Raw genomic sequence first — 18,032 nt, 5'->3', positions numbered from 1 at the left:
CCAGCGGCCGACCACCCGCACGGCCGTGACCCGCACCTGACACTCGGTTCGAAGGAGCACTGATGCACCCACAGCACACGCCTCGCCGCACGGCGGGCATCGCGGCCGTCCTCGGGACGGCACTGGCCCTTACCGCATGCGCGTCCGGCGGTGGCTCGGCGGTCGGCGAGCCGGAGACCCCCTCCGACCCCGTCGACCTCCGGATGACCGTCTGGACGGCGGACGAGACCCAGCTCGCGATGTTCCAGGAGATCGCCGACGCCTACGTGGCCGAGAACCCGGAGCTGGTCTCCGGCGTGACGTTCGAGACCATCCCGTTCGAGGACTACACCACGTCGCTGACCACGCAGCTCGCCGGCGGGAACGCGCCGGACCTGGCGTGGATCCTGGAGAGCTACGCCCCCGAGTTCGTCAACAGCGGTGCGCTCGCCGACCTGCGGCCGGTGCTCGCGGACACCGAGGGCTACGCGCTCGACGACCTCCTGCCCGCCTCGACCGCCCTGTGGGAGGACGGCGAGGGCCTGTACGCGTACCCGTTCTCCAACAGCCCGTTCGCGATGTTCGTCAACACCGACCAGATCTCCGCGGCCGAGCAGTCCGACCCGGCCGAGCTCGTCGCGTCCGACGAGTGGACGTACGACGCGGCCCGGGACATCGCCGCGGCGACCGCCGCCGACTCCGGCAAGGAGGGGCTCGTCGTCCGCGACTTCGACTACCAGATCTGGGAGAACCTGGCCACGGTCTGGGGCGGCTGGGGCGCCACGCCGTGGAACGAGGACGGCACGCAGTGCACGTTCACCGAGCCCGAGATGGTCGACGCCATGACGTGGTTCCACGACGCGGTGTTCGACGACGGCGCGATCCCCGGTCCCGGGACGACCGCCGACTTCTTCGCCGGCGACGCCGCGATGACGATCACCCAGATCAGCCGCGCCTCCTCGCTCGACGACTCGTTCGAGTGGGACGTCGTGCCGCTGCCCGCCGGTCCCGCGGGGCAGCAGAACGTCATCGGGCAGGGCGGCATCGGCGTCTTCACCGCCGGTGAGAACCCCGACGTCGCAGCGGACTTCCTCGCCTGGTTCACCAACCCGGAGAACGCGGCGAAGCTGGCCGCCTACTTCCCGCCGCCGCGCGAGTCGCTGCTGACCGCCGAGACCCTGGCCGCGGCGAACCCGAAGCTCGACGCCGACCAGCTGCAGGAGGTGGTCGTCGACGGGGTCCAGGACTCGGTGACCAAGCCCGCGCACCGCAACTTCGCTCAGCTCGCGCAGACCGTACGGGCCGAGCTCGACGCGCTGTGGCGCGAGGACGCCGACGTCGAGGCGGTGCTCGCCGACACCTGCGCCGCCGCCCAGCCCTTGCTGGAGGAGTGACCGTGAGCACTGTCGCAGCGCGGCGGAGCAGTGTCGCAGCGCGGCGCGACTGGGCGGTGGGCTACACGATGGTCGCCCCCGTGGTGCTGGGCGCCGTCGTCTTCGTGGTCGTGCCGCTCGTGATGGTGGCCTGGTACTCGTTGCACGAGTGGAACGTGCTCGCGGGCACCTTCACGTTCGTCGGCGGCGAGAACTACGCGCGGATGGCGGCCGACCCCGGCCTGCGCGACGCGCTCCTGGCCAGCCTCTGGTTCTCGATCGGCCTGGTCGTGCTGAACATCTCGCTGGCGCTCGTCCTGGCCGTCCTGCTCGACCAGCGCCTGCCCGGCACCACCACGTTCCGCACCTTCTTCTTCTCGCCGGTGATCGTCTCGCTCGTCGCGTGGACCATCGTCTGGAGCTTCCTGCTCCAGCCGGAGGGCGGCATCAACGGGTTCCTCGCGCAGGTCGGCGTCGCCGGCCCGAACTGGCTGCGCGGCGAGGCCACGGCCATGATCGCCCTGATCGTGGTCCAGGTCTTCAAGAACGTCGGGCTCAACATGATTCTGTTCCTCGCCGCGCTCCAGGGCGTGCCCGAGGAGCTGCACGAGGCCGCCCGCCTCGACGGGGCCGGCGCGTGGCGCCGGTTCCGGTCGATCACGCTGCCCCTGATCAGCCCGACCATCCTGCTCGTCTCGATCATCACCGTCGTCGGCTCGCTCGAGGTCTTCGCGCAGATCGACGTCCTGACCGGCGGCGGCCCGGGCAGCTCGACGACGGTGCTCGTCTACTACCTGTTCCAGCAGGCGTTCCGGTTCAACGAGTTCGGCTACGCCAGCGCCATCTCGGTGCTGCTGTTCGTCATCGTGCTCGCCCTGACGCTCCTGCAGTGGCAGTCACGCAGGAGGTGGGTCTTCCATGAGGTCTGACATCGCGGTCGATCCGGCCGAGCCGGCCGGTTCGGCCGAGCCGAGCGAGCGGCCGGGCACAGCGCCGTCGTCGGGACCGCCGGCGGAACCGGAGCCCGGACCCGCCGCCGTCTCGCGCCGCAGGGCGCGCGCCCGGCGGGCCTGGGGCCGGGGCGGGCTCGTCCTGCTGCTGGTGGTCCTGAGCGTGCCGTTCGTGTTCCCGACGTGGTGGATGGCGACGTCGAGCCTGAAACCCATGAGCGAGATCCTCCGCGCCGTACCGACGATCTGGCCGCAGGACCCGTCGCTCGCGGCCTACCAGGACGTCTTCGCGCTGCAGCCGTTCGCCCAGCAATACTGGAACTCCCTGTACATCGCGGCGGTCGTCACCGCGGGGACCATGCTCGTGTCCGCGATGGCAGGCTACGCGTTCGCGCGCATCCGCTTCCCGGGCGCGAACGCGCTGTTCCTGCTCGTGCTCGCCGGTCTGCTCGTGCCGTCGGAGGTGACGATCGTCCCGCTCTTCCGGATCGTCAACACCCTCGGGCTCATCGACACGCACTGGCCGCTCGTGGTCATCCCGATCCTCGGCGCGCCCAGCGTGCTGGCCACGTTCATCATGCGGCAGTTCTTCCTTGGCCTGCCCGGCGAGCTGGAGGACGCCGGACGCGTCGACGGGCTGGGCCGCTGGGGCATCTTCTGGCACATCGCGTTTCCCCTGTCCCGGTCGGCGCTGGCCGCCGTCGCCATCTTCACGTTCCTGAAGTCGTGGAACCTGTACCTGGAGCCGGTGGTGTACCTGTCCACGAAGGAGAGCTTCACGCTCCCGCAGGCGCTCACCCAGTACGTCGACGCCTACGGCGGGCCGATGTGGAACGTGCAGCTCGCGGCGACCACGCTGACGGTGCTGCCGGTGCTCGCCGTGTTCCTGGTGGCGCAGAAGCAGTTCGTCCAGGGCCTGGCCCAGACGGGGATCAAGGGCTGAGCCCTCCGCCGGCTGTGGGCGTGACCGTCGTGACCGGACGATCGCGCCCACAGCCAAGGGGAGTCAGCCCAGGTCGCGGATCAGGACGTTCTCGAACACCGCCGTCACCGCGGGCGACGCCGCGCCGCCGGCGTAGATGCCCACCTCCGGGTCGGCGTCGGCCGGGAGCGTCCAGGTGGCGCCGAACCGCCACGCGCGGCCGTCGCGCGAGCTGGCCGACCGGTACCGGTGCTCGCCGGTCGCGGGGTCGACGGTGTGGAACAGGCGCAGGTGCATCGTGTCGGCGACCGGCCCCGAGACGTGGCCGCCGAACCAGGTGCGGCCGTCGGTGGCGAGCTCCTTGCCGAACTCGACCTGGCGGGTCTGCCAGATCGACACCGCCCCGAGCCTGAGGAAGTCGTCGTCGCCCGCGTGCACCAGCAGGCCCGCCTGCTGGTAGTTGCGCACCGTGTTCTCGCCCAGCGGCAGGGTCACGGTGGCCTCCAGCACGAAGTCGCCGTCCGGCGCGTCGCGCAGCAGCACCGGCGCGTTGTTGGCCCCGCCGACCAGGTCGTGGCCGGTCAGCGGCCACGACAGCGCGCCGTCGGCGACCTCGACGTCGGCCGGCGCGTGCAGCCACCGCCAGCCCGGTTCGAGCGCGCCGTCCGCGCCGTCGAACTCCTCGGCGAAGGTGACGGCGCCGGCCCGCGGCTCCGCGACGCGCCGGGTCACCGGGTCGTGCGCCGCGACGACGGTCAGGTTGTCGAGCTGCGCCTCCGCGCCGTCGGCCGTCAGGTGCACGGGCGCCAGCCGGGGCAGCGGGACGCGCGGCTCGAAGCGCACCTCGGCGTCCACGTCGCCCAGGCCGCTCGACGACAGCCGGGCAGCGACCGCCCCGTCCCGCACCTCGACGGTCAGGACGCGCCAGGTGGTCAGGTCGGTACCGGCAGGCAGCGCGGCCCGCCGCTCGCGCCGTCCCTGCCCGACGACGAGCTCCCGCGCCTCCGCGTCCAACCGCACCAACACCCCGGTCGGGCCGGTCCCGCCCACGGTCACCGTGAACGACCCGTCGGCGTCGGGCAGGCGCACGTCGGTCTCGATGCGCACGTCGCGCGGGGCGGGCGCCGTCCGCACGACGGCGGCGTGCCGCCGGTCCGGTACCAGCCGCGCGATCGCCCCGGCGTCGCCCGAGCCGTCCGAACCCCGGGCGAGCGTGCCGGCGACGCGCCGCAGGCCGGGCCCGGACGCGGGGTCGGCGCTCACGATGCCCAGCTCGCTCGCGGCCACGGGCGCGGCCTGCGGGCCCTCGCTGGGGCCCGCGCCGGCGTTGACCACGGGCCACCCGTCGATCCAGTCGAGCCGGTCCAGCAGGGTGGGCCGCCGGTTGATCCCGCCGGGTTCGTCGAGCCAGGCGTTGTCCTTGTCGATGGCGTGGTAGAGCATCCAGTCCTGCCCGGAGACGTCGGTGAGCACCGCGTGGTGCCCCACCCCGATCCACCGGTTGCCGTTCTGCGCCACGACCTGCGTGCCGCCCACGCGCGACTCGTTCAGGCTCACGCTCTCGTGGTCGGTGAACGGGCCCAGCGGCGAGCGCGACCGTCCCGTGTACACGCTGTACCCGGTCACGGGGCCGGAGCAGCAGTTGGCCGACGACCCCATGAGGTAGTACCAGCCGTCGCGCTTGACCACGAAGGCGCCCTCGTAGCGGTCGGCGACGGTCACCCGGGTGGGCTCGCCCACCGCGCGGGTCCCCGTCTCGTCCAGCCGCGTGACCCACAGGCCCCCGTTGAAGCCGCCGAAGTAGAGGTAGCGCGACCCGTCGTCGTCGGTGAACAGGCCCGGGTCGATGGTGTTGAGATATCCGCCGCCGGGTGCGGGACGGGGGTCCAGGACTGGCCCGCCGGAGTCGGTCCACGGCCCGGTGGGGGTGGGCGCCGTGGCCACGCCGATTGTGTAGTCCCAGGCGTCGGGGTTCGTCGCGGTGTCCGTGACCGTGTAGTACATGACGTACTGGCCGTCCACGTACCGGATGTCGGGGGCCCAGAAGAACGAGCCGCTTGCGGCCCAGGACGGCCGGTTCTCCTCGTCGAAGATCGTGCCCGCGTACTCCCACGACGCCAGGTCGCGGGACTTCGCCACGTGCATGATCCCGAACGGTCCGCCCGACACCAGCGGGTCGCTCGTCGCGTACAGGTACCACCAGCCGTCCTTCCCGCGGATCACCGCGGGGTCGGCGTAGGTGTCGGCGAACGGTTCGGTGATCGGGTTGCTGTAGGTGGTGCCTGACGTCGGGGTGGTGCCGGACGTCGGGGTGCTGCCGGACGGCGGTGTGCTGGTCGACGGCGGTGTGCTGGTCGACGGCGCGGTGCTGGTCGACGGCGGTGTGCTGCCGGACGGCGGTGGCGCGGCCGCAGCGGGAGGTGCACCGCCGCCGCCGTCGGACAGGGCGGTGAAACCCAGGATCAGGGCGAGCGTGGCTACGAAGAGTCTGCGTGGTCGGTCGTGACGCGTCATTGCGCCTCCTCAGGTCAGTGCCGAACGGGGCGACCGGGGCGGTCGCGCTCCGACCACCCCGCACCGGAGGGTAAACGTTGCATCAGGTTCCCGTCTACAGCGCTCGCCAGCTCCCGCAGCATCAGAAGCTGGACACAGCTTCGGCGGTGGAGTGGATCCCGCTGACCTGGCGACCCTTGTCGGCGTGCCTGCAGTGTTGCAGCCGGGTCTATGCCGGCGAGTGCAGACCTTGTCGCGGTCCGTCTTGGCGAGTGCAGACTCTGTTGCGGATACAGGGTGGCTATCCGCAGTAAAGTCTGCACTCGCGGATCACGGGTGCGGCGAAGTCTGCACTCGCCGAGTGATTGGGCCGGGCAGGTCTGGACGGTGCGTCATACCTCACCGGTGAAAGGCTTCCGGTACTTGGGCGAGGTCAACGTCGACGGCGCCTCCGGGCAGCTCCGCGTCGACCTGCGCGACCAGGCCGGTCGCCCGCTGTGGGCCACCATTCGCGACCTGAGGCTTGACCGGGCGGCATCCGGCAGGCGGGCAGCGGACTGACCGGGCGGGAGCGGTCAGGCGGGCAGCGGACTGACCGGACAGCGGAATGACCGGGCGGCGGCCGTCAGGCGGACAGCGGCGGGTTCGAGTCGTCGTAGATCCGGGCCGCGGTCAGCAGTCCCGACTCGCCCCGTACGTACACCGCGACCCCCGCCTCGGGCGGCAGGTCCGTTACGCCCCAGCGCACCACGTTGTACTCCAGCGCGCAGGCCCGCCCGTCGTCGGTCACCGTGCAGTGCTCGAGCGGGATGCCGCCGCCGTTGGAGAAGAACGACGTGAACAGCGCGCGCAGCCCCTGCTCGCCGCGGTGCACGTACTGCCCGCCGGCCGGCTCGCGCACCGTCGCGTCCGGCTCGAAGGCTGCGACCGTGGCCTCGACGTCGCCGGCGGCCAGTGCCCGCTGGTAGTCGCCCACGGTGTCCGGCTCCGTCACGTTCCCGTGGGGCTGCAGCAGCGGCGGCCGGTTGGCGTGCGACCCGGTGATCGGCCAGGTGCTGAAGTACATCCGCAGCTCGTGCAGGCCGGCGCTCGACCGCTCGGTGACGATCGCTATCGGAAGCTCGACCCGCCCCGGGCCGACGTCGTACCGCAGCACCACCTCTTCTACCGTGCGGTGCTCGGTGACGATCAGGTCGACGTCCTCGACGGCGAAAGCTCCCGCGCGCAGCTCCTCGCTCATCGCCTCGACGAACCGCCGGAACGCCTCGCGTCCCTTGATCCTGCCGCGTACCGGGTGATGGAGCTCGGGCTCGCCGGCGAAGGACCCCACCAGGGCATCCACCTGGCCCGACATCACGCCGTCGAAGAACGGGACCGCGGCCAGCGGTGAGGGACGGTGCTGGGACAGCTCCGCGACGTACTTCGCGGAGAACAGCTCGGGAAGCCACGGCATCGAACTATTTCCTCCATTGCTGACGACGGCGCCAGGCGCTCGGCCTCGCGTACGGGCTCCGCCCAGCATCACACACCCGGCCGCCCGCCGGCCCTTGGCGCGCAAGTGGCAGTAAGCAGGGGCTCCAGGGCTCCAGGGCTCCAGGGCTCCAGGGCTCCAGGGCTCCAGCGCTCCGCCGGCCGGGGTGGTTCAGCCCGCGGCGCGCATGAGGGCGCGCACCTCGGTGGCGTCCGCTGCCGGCGTCGTGTCGTAGGCGGCGCGGTAGTCGCGCGAGAAGTGCGAGGGGCTCACGTAGCCGACGGCGCGGGCGGCCTGCGCCGCGGACTCGTCGAGCAGGACCATCCGACGTCGTGCCTCTCCGAGCCGGAGGCGCTTGAGGTAGTGCAGTGGGGACATGCCGGTGATCTGCTTGAAGCGTCGGGTCAGCGTGGACGGGCTCGACCCCACGGCCGCCGCGAGGCGTGCGAGCGTCCACGGCTTGGGCAGCGACTCGTTGAGCAGCTCGATCGCGTGGACGACGACCGCGCTGTGCGTGGTCTCCACCGCGGCCAGCAGCCGCGGGGCCTGGTCTGTCTGCAGCAGCCGGAGCACGATCTCGCGGGTCACGAGCGGGCCGAGCACCGGGATGTCCTCGGGGGTGTCGAGGAGGCCGACGAGCCGCGCGACGGCGTCGGCGAGCTGCGGGGTCCAGGTCCCCAGGCGGGCGGGTTCGGCGTCCGACGTCGTGGCCGGGCGGGCCATCGTGCCGGCGACCTCGGCCACGATCACCGGATCGAGCCGCCAGATCGCGGAGAGGAAGTCGCCGCGCGCGTCGAGCTCGACCACCCCCGCCATGACCGGCAGGTCGACCGGAGTGATCAGGAAGCGCTCGCGCCCCCAGCGCTGGTCGTGCTCGCCGATGATCGACCGCTTGCGCCCGCTGAGCACCATCGCCAGCGACGGCGTGTAGCGCTGGTAGTTGAGCCCGGTCGGCCGGTCGACGTGGCCGAGCCGGAGACCCAGCGTCTCGGCCCGTGCGCCGTTGTCCGCGTGCCTGCGCACACTCTCGGCGGCTCGGCCCAGGCTCGCACTCACGACGTCTACCACCTCAGGATTCAACGCCATGTCGGCGCCGGGTGTCGACCCGGCGGGTGGCCGAGGTGGCAAGGATCCGACGCGATCAGGCAATCGGACGCGCCGCGCCGCTGCCACGGTGGGGGCATGGAATCGAACGAGAACCTGCTGTCAGCGCTCCCCATCACCGACCGCCTCGCCGGCCGGACCGCCGTCGTCACCGGATCCTCCAGCGGGATCGGCGAGGCGATCGCCCGCGTGCTGGCCGCATCGGGCGCGCACGTAGTGGTCAGCGGCCGGGACGCGGAGAAGGCGCAGCGGGTGGTGGCGGCCATCGCCGCTCAGGGCGGTCAGGCGACGGCGGTGACGGCCGACCTCGCGGCGGCCCCGGACGAGGTGCGCGACTTCGCGCGGCGCGCGTCCGACGCGCTCGGCGGCCGGGTGGACATCCTGGTGAACAACGCCGCCGTCTACCCGTCGGGACCGACCGAGAGCGTGTCCGACGACGTGCTCGACACCGTGCTCGCGACGAACGTCCGCGCGCCGCACGTGCTCGTCGCGCAGCTCGCGCCCGGCATGGCGGAGCGCGGTGACGGCGTCATCGTCAACATCGGCTCGTGGATGGCCCGCGTTGGGGTGTCGTTCTCGGCGCTCTACCCCGCGACCAAGGCTGCGATCGAGCAGCTCACGCGCGCGTGGGCCGCCGAGTACGGGCCCAGGGGCGTCCGGGTGACCGGCGTCGCGCCGGGAGCAACCGCTACCCCGGGGAACGCGGCCTCCGCGGAGCTGCTCGCTGCGGCGACGGCCGGCACGCCCGCAGGTGTGCCGGTGCGCCCGATCGACATCGCGTGGGCCGTCCGCTACCTGGCCTCGGCCGAGGGCGTCTTCCTGCACGGCACCGTCGTCGACGTCGACGGCGGCATCACCGCGACACGACTCCGGTAGCTCCGGAAGCCGCGGCGGCGCCCGATCAGCTCCGCACCGCCGTCGCGGCCAGCGTCACCCACTGCATCGTGAAGCTCCCGCCGAGTCCGTCGATGGCAGAACCGACCGCATCCAGGATCGTGGTGAGCTGCTCGGCGTCGAGCCGCGTGAGCCCGCCGGTCGTGGGGAGCAGCGCCAGCCACTCCTCGCGCGTGAACGGCTGCTCCCACTCGAACTGCCACTGCTCGGGCTCGCCGAACCGCCCGGACGCCCGGAGCCCGTCGGCGATCCTGGCGTATCCCGCCTGGTAGAACTCGACCGGGCGACGGGCCGGCAGGTCGCCGAAGGGCGAGTCCGGCAGCACTTGCCGCAGGGCGGCGGCGAGGGCCTCAGCGACCGGAGCGGGCGGCTCGAACATGTGCCCGAAGATCGCGAGCCGCCCCGACGGCCGCAGCACATCGGCGGCCTTCGCCGGCCCGGCCACGGGATCGACCCAGTGCCACGACTGGGCGGCGACGACGGCGTCGAAGGCCCGGCCCTCGGGCTTCCACTCCTCGAAGGTCGCCACCTCGACCGGCACCCCGTGCGCCCGTGCGAAGTCGGCCATCCGCGCGTCGGGCTCGACGCCGAGCACCGTGCAGCCGGCGGCCTGAAGCTGGCGGGCGGCGATGCCGGTCCCGCAGCCGACGTCGAGCACGTCGAGCCCCGGGCTCTCTTCGACGATCCGCGCCAGCAGCGCATTGGGGTAGCGCGGCCGTGCCCGGTCGTAGCCTGCGGCGTCGGCGCCGAACGACTCGGCCATGCGCCGTGCCTTGTGTGCCTCGGGGGCCGGTGGTCCAGGGGTCTCGCGCGGTAAAGTGGGCATGCGGTCACCTTAGTGGGCACATGCCCACTTGCCAAGGAACGGGCCGAGAACGACGCACGAGAGGACCCATGAATGCCCACCGGAGTGCACCTGCACGATCCGCGCAGGCAGCTGTTCGACGCCGCTGAGCGGCTCCTGCTCCGGGACGGCCCGATCGCCCTCACCAGCCGCGCCGTCACCGACGAGGCAGGCTGCGCCAAGGGTGTGCTCCACCGCCACTTCGTCGACTTCGACGCATTCCTCGCCGACCTGGTGCTCGACAGCGCCGCACGGCTCGAGGAGCAGGCGACTGCGCTGCGCGAGTCCGCCGGGACCGGCACGGTCGCCGGCAACCTGACTGCGGCGCTGACCGCCCTGTTCGGGCCGGTGCCGGTGGCGATCATCCCGCTGATCACCTTCCGCGACGAGCTGCGCAAGCGGCTGCGGCAGACCACTCCCGGAGGCGGCGTGGCGATCCTCGGCCACGTCACCACCGCGATCTCCGCGTACCTGGCCGACGAGCGCGACCTCGGCCGCATCGCGTCCGACGCCGACCTCGAGTCGGTCACCCTCTCCCTGGTCGGCGGCGGCCACCTGCTCTCGGCGGACCGCGCCCCCGGCCCGCCGTCCGAGGCCGCGGTCAACCGGCTGGTGACGACGGCGCTGGCCGGCGCCCTGCCCCGGGCCTGACTCGGCTCCGGCGCCGCAGGTGCCCGACGCCCGGGTCGGCAGGGTGCCGCCGGGTGCCGGGCACCTCCGGGGTGCTATTCCTCGAACTCGACGTTGCCGCGGCAGGCCTGGCCGGGGCTCGGCACGAACTCCTTGAAGCCATGGCTCACGTACTTGCCGTAGCTCTGGACATGCCCGTCCGTGACGAAGTCGTCGTTGAACTCGGGCGGCTGGTTCTCCTGTGCGTCAGGAAGGTCCTGACCCGAGAACGCACACGCCGAGCTGGCGTTGTGCGCACCTGGGATCGGATCGCCGTTTCCGTTGGTCTCACCTGCGTGTGCCGATGCGGCACCACCCAGGAACAGTCCGGCTGCGACGACACCCGTCATGATGACGCGCTTCATGTCACCACCTCCTTGTGGTGGAGGGCGTCCGGGTAGGTTGGGCGAACCCGGTCCACTCTCGGAGCTTCCAACGTATGCCGGGGCCGCCGCAGGCACAGTCCGGGGCGCAGAGATCACCCGCGGGGACCGGCCTGAGGCGCCTCCCGGCCCGTGGCTCGTCCGTGTGTTCCGTGTGGTCCGTGGGTCAGTCCAGGGCCCGGGACCTCAGCCCGCGTTCTCCGCCGGCTCGAGTCGGTCGTCGAGCTCAGCGGTGTCGACGTCCTCGGCCGGCACCGGCTCGCGCCCCTCGTAGACGTCACGGTCGATCTCCCCGCTCGCGCTCGCGACGAGCATGGCGACGAACGTGTCGCCGTTGACGTTGAGGAACGTGCGGAAGATGCCGGTGAACCAGTCGACGGCGATGAGCAGGCCGACCGCTTCGAAGGGCAGCCCGAGCGACGTCGCCAGGAACATGGCGACCACCGGGAAGCCACCGGGCACCGTGATCGTCCCCATGTTGAGGAGCACGGCCAGGACCATCCCCATGACGATCTGCCCGATCGTGAGGTCGACGTCGCCCGCCTGCGCGAGGAACATGACGACGATCATGTAGTTGAGCACCGCGCCGTAGGAGCCCATGGTCAGCCCGACGGAGAGCGTGAAGTTCGCGACACGCTCGCTGATGCCCACCTTCTCGACGGCGTTGCGCAGGACCGTCGGGAACGTCACCGCGGAGCTTGTCGTCGTCACGGCGATGGCGGTCTGCTCCGCGAGCTTGCGGGGGAGCTTCCACGGGCTGAGCCGCGTGCGCAGCGCCACCACGGTCACGAACAGGGCGAAGAGGATCACGACGCCGAGGAGGGTCGTCCCGAGGTAGGCGAGCGCCGTCGTCACGACCGCGAACCCTACGTCGCCCGCCAGGGCGGCGAGCAGGCAGAACACGCCAACGGGCGCGGCGTACATGACGTACCGGACCATCGTGAGCACCACCTGCTGAACCTGCTCGACGACGTCGAGGAGCTGGCGGTTGCCCGTGTTCGCGATGTAGGCGTTGAGCGCGGCGCCGAACAGGAGCGCGAAGATGATGATCGGGACCATGGTCGCCGTCGACATGGCGTCGAAGATGTTGGTCGAGACGAACCCGAGGATCGTGTCCTGCCACCCCGTCGCCTGCGCGGCGGACTCCTCCAGCGTCGGGTCGAGCTCGCCGTCGAACACCATGCCGGAGCCCGGCTGGAACAGCGTGCTCAGGCCCCACGCGAGCACGGCCGCGACGAGGGAGAACCCGATCATCCACGCGAACGTGCGCCCGGCGAGCGTGCCGGCGCCCTTCCCGGAGATGGAGGCGGTGGCGCTGATCACCGACGCCATGACGAGGGGGACTATCGACATCTGGATGAGCCGGATGAAGAGGTCGCCGACGAACTTCACGTTTGCGGCCCAGTCGCCGACCAGGAGGCCGAACGCGATGCCGGCCACCGCGGCGATCCCGATCTGGAGTGCCGGATGCTTGAGCGCCTTCATATGTTCTCCCGAGGTCACGGGCGGCCTTCGGGCCGCGCTGGCTGGGAGCGTAGAAGGGCATCGTTATGCGGGTGAGGCGAGGGCGATTCCGCCGTGTTTCATCCCCTGGCGCGGGTGTAACAATTGTTGCAAGTGCGATGAGTTCCGGGGGGCCTGGCGGGTGTACCGTCCAGACGAGTGATCGTCCGTCCTCGGAGGCAACCATGAAGTCGGTCCTGATCGTGCTCGGCGCCATCCTCGTCGTCATGGGTTCCGTGTTCACGCTGCAGGGACTCGGTTACCTTGCCGGCAGCGCGATGACCGGCGTGACGCTGTGGGCGGTCATCGGGCCGATCCTCGCCGTCGGCGGGATCGCGCTGATCGTCCTGGCCGCGCGAACGGGCCGGTCCGGCCACTCCTGAGGTTGGTTCAGCAGGCTCAGGAGTGCCGTAATCGCAGTGAATACGGCACTCCTGAGCCTGCTGAACGGAAGTCAGCTTCGGTGGGAGCTCGACCCGAGATCAGGGGCCTCAGTCGGTGCGCTCGACGCCGCGGTCGGGGGCGGCCATGTCTCCTGTTGCCGGTATGCCCTCGGCGAGGCCGTAGCGGAGGTAGACCGTGCCGTTCGGGCTGGCTACCGGGGGATCGAGGAGGGTGACGTTCGTGGGCACCGCGCCGCCGTCGAACACGCTCTTGCCGACGCCGAGCACTATCGGGTGCACCCAGAGGTCGAGGCGGTCGAAGAGCTTCTCGCGCAGGAGGGTCTGGACCAGGTCCAAGCTCCCGACGACCTTGATGAGCTCGTGCCGGTCGCGGATCTCGCGCACCGCGGCGGGCAGGTCCGGGCCGAGGTGCGTGGACCCGGCCCACGAGAGGTCGGGTGTGCCGCGGGAGGCGACGTACTTGGGGACGCGGTTGAAGAGCGTCGCGATCTCGTTGTCCTCGCCGCCCTCCTGGTGCGGCCAGTAGGCGGCGAAGATGTCGTAAGTACGCCGGCCGAGCAGGAGGGCGTCCGTGCCCTCGTACGCGGCGACTATCTGCTCCCCGGCGACCTCGTCGATCAGGGGCGCCTGCCAGCCGCCGAACGGGAACCCTGCCGGGTCCTCGTCGGGGCCGCCGGGCGCCTGCGCGACGAGGTCGAGGGTTGCGAAGAGCTCGAGGTCGATGAGGCCCATGGTGTCTGCTCCCGATGAGTTTGCTGTGTCGGTCAGGAGGTAGACCTGCGGGCACCGGCGAACTCATCGGGATCGAGCCCGGGTCACCGGATCGGGTCGGCCTACGTCCGACGGCGGGTGCCGGCGACGCCGAGGACGGCGAGAGCGGCGAGTGATCCCCACAGCATCAGCGCCTGCAGTGACGGACCCAGCAGGATGCCGGCGGTGACGCCGTCGCGCAGCTCGGCATCGACGACCATGAGCCCGGCCCCGTCGATCGGCAGGGCGTCGAGCGTGGTGCCGTCGGGGGCGAGCGCCTGGCTCGTGCCGGTGGTGGACAGGTTGATGACGGTCCGGCCGGTCTCGATCGCGCGCATCCGGGCGATGGCGAGCTGCTGCAGGTTCTCGTCGGTACCGCGGAAGTCGGCGTTGTTCGTCTGGAACATGAGCACCTGGCCGCCGTCGAGCACGCCCTCCCGGATCACGTCGTCGAAGGCGACGTCGAAGCAGATCGCGAGGCCGATCCGGACGTCGCCCGTGTCGACGACCGGTGCGTCGTCGCCGGGCGTGTACTCGCGCTGGAGGAGGTTCACGAGGTCCGGGACTATCGCGCCGTACAGCCACCGGTCGGGCACGTACTCGCCGAAGGGGACGGGGTGGCGCTTCGCGTGCGTCGCCACGGCGCCGTCCCGCGTCCAGAGGAACGACGTGTTGTACCGGAGACCGCCGTCTTCCGACGCCGCGTTCAGCAGGATCGGGGAGCCGTACCGGGCGGCGGCCTCGTCGAGGATCCGCGAGGTCGTCACATCGTTGGCCGGGTCGCTGTCGACGCCGCCCTCGGGCCACAGCACGAGGTCGGTCTGCTCGTCCTCCAGCGGCGCGGAGGCGTCGAGCTGGGAGTCGAGGATCTCATCCGGCTCGCGCTGGTCGACGTAGGCGGCCGGGCCGTTGCCCTGAGCGACGCCGACTCGCATCGTGCCGGCGTCCGCGGTCGGGAACTGGGGAACGGCGAGCAGGACCACGGCGAGCACGGACACGGGGAATACCGGCACCCACCGGGCGCGCCATCGTGCCCGCCCGCTGGTATCGCGCAGTGGTTCGCGGCGTGACCACCGCACCGCCTCGATCATCGCGGCACACAGCGCCACCATGAGGAACCCGAGCCCGGACACGCCCACCCAGGAGGCGACGGGCGCGATCGGGCTCTCCGACTGGCTCAGACCAAGACGCCCCCAGGGGAATCCGCCGTAGGGCCAGGAGCCCATGACGAGCTCCCGCGCCAACCAGGTTCCGGCCACGAGCGCCGGGAGCGCCACGAGTCTCACCGGGCGGGTATCGCGCCAGCGCGGCAGCCACCGGTAGGCGAGCACGATCAGTGGTGTGAGGGCGGCCATGACGAGGGTCTCGACGCTAGCCAGCGCGACCCACGGCACCCAGGCGCCGGGCGTGTCGCCGAGGAACTGCGACGCCCAGGACAGGTGCGGAAAGAGGAACGCCGCACCGAACGCGGCGCCGACGAGCACCGCACCCCAGAGGCTTCTCCCGATGAGCGAGAGCAGGGAGAGTGTCACCGCGACGAACGCGAGCGGCCACCAACCGAGCGAGGGGAAGGCGGCATCGAGGGCGAAACCTCCGGCTGCGGCCGCGGCGACTGCTGCCCACAGGGGCAGGACTGGACGTTCGAGCATCGGGCTCAGCCTAGGGCGTGCTGCGGTCTCCGTAGGCGTCGTCCAGCATGTCGAGCAACGGGTTGTCCTCCCCATGGTGCACGCGACCGCCCGGACGATACCGTCCGCGGGTGAATTGACCCGATCGTGACCATACGGGTATTGACCACGTCGGGGCGTCCTGGCACGTTCCTCGGTGGGCACATCTGTTCGGACGCCGCATGCCGGCGTTGTGTGTGCCGCCTTGGGGGCGCCCCGAACATCACCGCACGTACTACGTTCGAAGGAGCACCCCAGTGCGACGCCTGTTCCCTCTCACGGTGGCAGCCACGGCTGCGGCCGTGCTCCTGGCCGCCTGCGGCAGCCCTTCCGGCGCCGAGTCCGATGGGGGCGCGTCAGCCGACGGCGAGCTCACCCCCGTCAAGGTCGGCGTCATCCCGATCGTCGACGTCGCCCCGATCTACCTGGGTGTCCAGAAGGGCTTCTTCGAGGACCACGGGCTGGACGTCACGCTCGAGCCCGCGCAGGGCGGGGCCGCGATCGTGCCTGCCGTGGTCAGCGGCGAGTACCAGTTCGGCTTCAGCAACGTGACCTCCCTGCTGGTCGGGTTGTCGCAGGGCCTGCCGGTGAAGGCGGTAGCGCCCGGGAACTTCTCGACGGGTAAGGCGGGTGCGGACTTCGGCGCGGTGGTCGCGCCCGCAAACTCCGACATCGCGAGCGCGGTGGACCTGGCCGGCCGGACGGTCGCCGTCAACACCCTCAACAACATCGGTGACACCACTATCCGCTACGCGGTTCAGTCCGGTGGCGGCGACCCGGCCGCGGTGGAGTTCGTCGAGATGGCGTTCCCCGACATGCCCGCCGCCGTCACCGGGGGCCAGGTCGACGCCGCGTGGCTCGTGGAGCCGCACCTGACCCTGGCGGTGGAGCAGGGGGCCAAGATCGTCAGCTCCAACTTCGTCGAGACCGACCACGACCTGCTCGTCGCTGCCTACTTCACGTCGGACAAGGAGATCGCCGACGACCCCGAGACGGTCGAGGCGTTCACCGCGGCCATGGACGAGTCCCTGACGTACGCCGCGGCAAACCCGGCCGAGACCCGGGCGGTCCTGGACACCTACACCGAGATCGACCCGGTCATCCGGGAGGTCATGGTGATGCCGCGCTTCGCGCCGGCCCTGGAGGCGTCGTCGTTCCAGGTGCTGGCCGACCTCGGCCTGGAGTACGGCATGTTCGACAAGCCGGTCGACGTGAACCGGCTGCTGGTGCCGGCCGAGTAGGCGGCAGAAACGGCAGGAGCCCGGCAGCAGCTGGCAGTTGCCGGCAAGGAGCTGGAGCGCAAGGGGGGATCGGCAGGCCGTGGCTACCGCCCTGTGCGGCGGCTTGGATGGCGGCATGACCACCTCAAACAGTGTCTCGTCGGCGCCCGAGCGGGCCGTCAACCTTGCTGCGGCCCGGACCCGCCACGGCGACCGTGTCGACCTCCTGCTGCGGATGCTGCAGACGGGGGACCCGCTCGCCGACGCGGTGATCGTGGAGTTCGACGAGCTCGGCAGGCCCGCCCGGGCCGCGCTCCAGCGCGGTCTCGTCGAGGGCCGGGCGAGCGTGCCGGACGCCCCGCCCGCCGTCGACGCGCTGCTCGCACACACCGAGACCGTGCCCGGCTGGGTCTCGGCGGATCTCCTGGACGAGGGCGACCGGACGGCGCTGGCCGTTCCGCCGCACTGGCGCGGCCTGGCGTTCGCCGGCGGCTCGCTGGCGCACACCTACCGGTCTCCGGCGATCGCCAGACTGCTCGTGGGAACCGGTCGGCTGACGTCGACGGCGCCGCGCCGCCTGGCCGAGACCGGGCTGTGGAACGCCTCGGTGGTCCTGCCTGGCGGCCTGCGCCACGGCGCTCCCGGCTACGTGCAGACCGTGCAGGTCCGGTTGCTGCACGCGCGCGTGCGGGCCTCGGCGATGTCGCACGGTTGGGACGCCGACCGGTGGGGGATCCCGATCAACCAGGCCGACATCGCCCGCACCTGGCTCGACTTCACCGTGGTGCCGTTCACGTTCCTGGAGGGCGTCGGCTACCGGCTCACCGACCAGGAGCAGTCCCGCCTGTACCGGTACTGGTGGTACGTCGGTCACCTGCTGGGCCTCGACGAGGAGCTCTTCCTCGGCATCGAGGACCATGCGCGGGCCGGCGAGCTGCTCGACCTGCTCGACTCGACGTCCGCCGCACCGGACGAGAACAGCCGGGCGCTGGTCGGGGCCCTGTTCGATGCTGCGACGGCCAACCTCGCGTCCGTGCCGCAGTCGCCGATGGACGCGGCGGGCTGGCGCGACCTGCTGAACGCCCTGGCCGGCCGGTACCACGGCGAGGCCGCGCCAGGCCTCGGCATCCCGGAGTCACCCGTCACGCCCGTGCTGCCGCTGCTGGCGGCAGCGGAGGCGAAGGCGCGTCGCTACCAGCTGCAGGTTCCCGGAGCCGTGCAAGAGGCCGTAGGGGAGGGCGCCCGCGCCTTCCGCGGCATCATCGCGGCCCTCGGCGATGGCAGCGCCGCCTACCAGGACCACGCCGCCGCTCGGTGAGCCGGCCGTGCAGGTGAGTCCGGGCGGTGCAGCGCCTCGGGCCGCGCGCGTCCCGCACCACCGAGGAGGGGCACCCGATCGTGATGAT

The 18,032-nt window shown here is 71.6% G+C and carries 17 protein-coding genes; 9 read left to right on the top strand and 8 right to left on the bottom strand.

The window, feature by feature from the left end; genetic code table 11:
* Nucleotides 1-62: 62 nt before the first annotated feature.
* From C8K30_RS02495 to C8K30_RS02485, 3 genes are read left to right on the top strand one after another with little or no spacing between them, the layout of a single operon-like run.
* Nucleotides 63-1,373: a sugar ABC transporter substrate-binding protein gene (locus tag C8K30_RS02495; protein ID WP_108491284.1), complete on the top strand. Its 1,311-nt coding sequence runs from the start codon at nucleotides 63-65 to the stop codon at nucleotides 1,371-1,373.
* Nucleotides 1,374-1,375: 2 nt separating this feature from the next.
* Nucleotides 1,376-2,281, top strand: coding sequence for a carbohydrate ABC transporter permease (locus C8K30_RS02490; protein WP_233256933.1), 906 nt, complete (start codon nucleotides 1,376-1,378; stop codon nucleotides 2,279-2,281).
* Nucleotides 2,271-3,245 (top strand): carbohydrate ABC transporter permease, encoded by a 975-nt coding sequence (locus tag C8K30_RS02485; RefSeq protein WP_108491283.1) that lies wholly within the window; start codon nucleotides 2,271-2,273, stop codon nucleotides 3,243-3,245. The genes C8K30_RS02490 and C8K30_RS02485 overlap by 11 nt, the downstream gene beginning before the upstream one ends.
* Nucleotides 3,246-3,308: 63 nt before the next feature.
* On the opposite strand, the gene C8K30_RS02480 is transcribed toward C8K30_RS02485, so the two are convergent.
* Nucleotides 3,309-5,738: a family 43 glycosylhydrolase gene (locus C8K30_RS02480; RefSeq protein ID WP_233256932.1), complete on the bottom strand. Its 2,430-nt coding sequence runs from the start codon at nucleotides 5,736-5,738 to the stop codon at nucleotides 3,309-3,311.
* 402 nt (nucleotides 5,739-6,140) lie between these two features.
* Here C8K30_RS02480 and C8K30_RS30610 point away from each other — a divergent pair, with 402 nt between their 5' ends.
* On the top strand, nucleotides 6,141-6,278 hold the full coding sequence (locus C8K30_RS30610) for a hypothetical protein (RefSeq protein ID WP_158280913.1): 138 nt from the start codon (nucleotides 6,141-6,143) through the stop codon (nucleotides 6,276-6,278).
* A 64-nt stretch (nucleotides 6,279-6,342) separates the two neighbouring features.
* Here C8K30_RS30610 and C8K30_RS02475 read toward each other — a convergent pair whose 3' ends face one another.
* The gene (locus C8K30_RS02475; RefSeq protein WP_158280912.1) at nucleotides 6,343-7,170 is read right to left on the bottom strand and encodes a nuclear transport factor 2 family protein; all 828 of its coding nucleotides are present in this window, start codon (nucleotides 7,168-7,170) and stop codon (nucleotides 6,343-6,345) included.
* A gap of 189 nt (nucleotides 7,171-7,359) precedes the next feature.
* Nucleotides 7,360-8,244 (bottom strand): AraC family transcriptional regulator, encoded by an 885-nt coding sequence (locus C8K30_RS02470; RefSeq protein ID WP_233256931.1) that lies wholly within the window; start codon nucleotides 8,242-8,244, stop codon nucleotides 7,360-7,362.
* A 126-nt stretch (nucleotides 8,245-8,370) separates the two neighbouring features.
* Between C8K30_RS02470 and C8K30_RS02465 the strand changes: the two genes are divergently transcribed.
* Nucleotides 8,371-9,168 (top strand): SDR family NAD(P)-dependent oxidoreductase, encoded by a 798-nt coding sequence (locus tag C8K30_RS02465; RefSeq protein WP_108491280.1) that lies wholly within the window; start codon nucleotides 8,371-8,373, stop codon nucleotides 9,166-9,168.
* A 25-nt stretch (nucleotides 9,169-9,193) separates the two neighbouring features.
* Here C8K30_RS02465 and C8K30_RS02460 read toward each other — a convergent pair whose 3' ends face one another.
* Nucleotides 9,194-10,012, bottom strand: a complete 819-nt coding sequence (locus C8K30_RS02460; protein WP_108491279.1) for a bifunctional 2-polyprenyl-6-hydroxyphenol methylase/3-demethylubiquinol 3-O-methyltransferase UbiG — start codon at nucleotides 10,010-10,012, stop codon at nucleotides 9,194-9,196.
* Nucleotides 10,013-10,084: 72 nt separating this feature from the next.
* On the opposite strand from C8K30_RS02460, the gene C8K30_RS02455 reads away from it, so the two are divergent.
* Nucleotides 10,085-10,681, top strand: coding sequence for a TetR/AcrR family transcriptional regulator (locus tag C8K30_RS02455; protein ID WP_108491278.1), 597 nt, complete (start codon nucleotides 10,085-10,087; stop codon nucleotides 10,679-10,681).
* A gap of 74 nt (nucleotides 10,682-10,755) precedes the next feature.
* Here C8K30_RS02455 and C8K30_RS02450 read toward each other — a convergent pair whose 3' ends face one another.
* Nucleotides 10,756-11,064 (bottom strand): hypothetical protein, encoded by a 309-nt coding sequence (locus tag C8K30_RS02450; protein WP_108491277.1) that lies wholly within the window; start codon nucleotides 11,062-11,064, stop codon nucleotides 10,756-10,758.
* A gap of 204 nt (nucleotides 11,065-11,268) precedes the next feature.
* Nucleotides 11,269-12,567, bottom strand: coding sequence for a dicarboxylate/amino acid:cation symporter (locus C8K30_RS02445; RefSeq protein ID WP_108491276.1), 1,299 nt, complete (start codon nucleotides 12,565-12,567; stop codon nucleotides 11,269-11,271).
* 203 nt (nucleotides 12,568-12,770) lie between these two features.
* Between C8K30_RS02445 and C8K30_RS02440 the strand changes: the two genes are divergently transcribed.
* Nucleotides 12,771-12,968 (top strand): hypothetical protein, encoded by a 198-nt coding sequence (locus C8K30_RS02440; protein ID WP_108491275.1) that lies wholly within the window; start codon nucleotides 12,771-12,773, stop codon nucleotides 12,966-12,968.
* Between the two features lie 108 nt (nucleotides 12,969-13,076).
* On the opposite strand, the gene C8K30_RS02435 is transcribed toward C8K30_RS02440, so the two are convergent.
* Nucleotides 13,077-13,721 carry a dihydrofolate reductase family protein gene (locus C8K30_RS02435; RefSeq protein ID WP_108491274.1) on the bottom strand — a complete coding sequence of 215 codons (645 nt, stop codon included), beginning with the start codon at nucleotides 13,719-13,721 and terminating at the stop codon, nucleotides 13,077-13,079.
* Nucleotides 13,722-13,822: 101 nt separating this feature from the next.
* Nucleotides 13,823-15,388: an apolipoprotein N-acyltransferase gene (gene lnt / locus C8K30_RS02430; protein WP_108491273.1), complete on the bottom strand. Its 1,566-nt coding sequence runs from the start codon at nucleotides 15,386-15,388 to the stop codon at nucleotides 13,823-13,825.
* A 299-nt stretch (nucleotides 15,389-15,687) separates the two neighbouring features.
* Here lnt and C8K30_RS02425 point away from each other — a divergent pair, with 299 nt between their 5' ends.
* Nucleotides 15,688-16,647, top strand: a complete 960-nt coding sequence (locus C8K30_RS02425; protein WP_233256930.1) for an ABC transporter substrate-binding protein — start codon at nucleotides 15,688-15,690, stop codon at nucleotides 16,645-16,647.
* Between the two features lie 115 nt (nucleotides 16,648-16,762).
* Complete coding sequence (locus C8K30_RS02420) at nucleotides 16,763-17,944, top strand: oxygenase MpaB family protein (protein ID WP_108491271.1); 1,182 nt, start codon at nucleotides 16,763-16,765, stop codon at nucleotides 17,942-17,944.
* The last annotated feature ends 88 nt before the right edge of the window (nucleotides 17,945-18,032 follow it).

The sequence above is a fragment of the Promicromonospora sp. AC04 genome, from assembly GCF_003058225.1.
Classification (GTDB): domain Bacteria; phylum Actinomycetota; class Actinomycetes; order Actinomycetales; family Cellulomonadaceae; genus Promicromonospora.
This window is presented reverse-complemented; position numbering and strand designations above follow the sequence as displayed.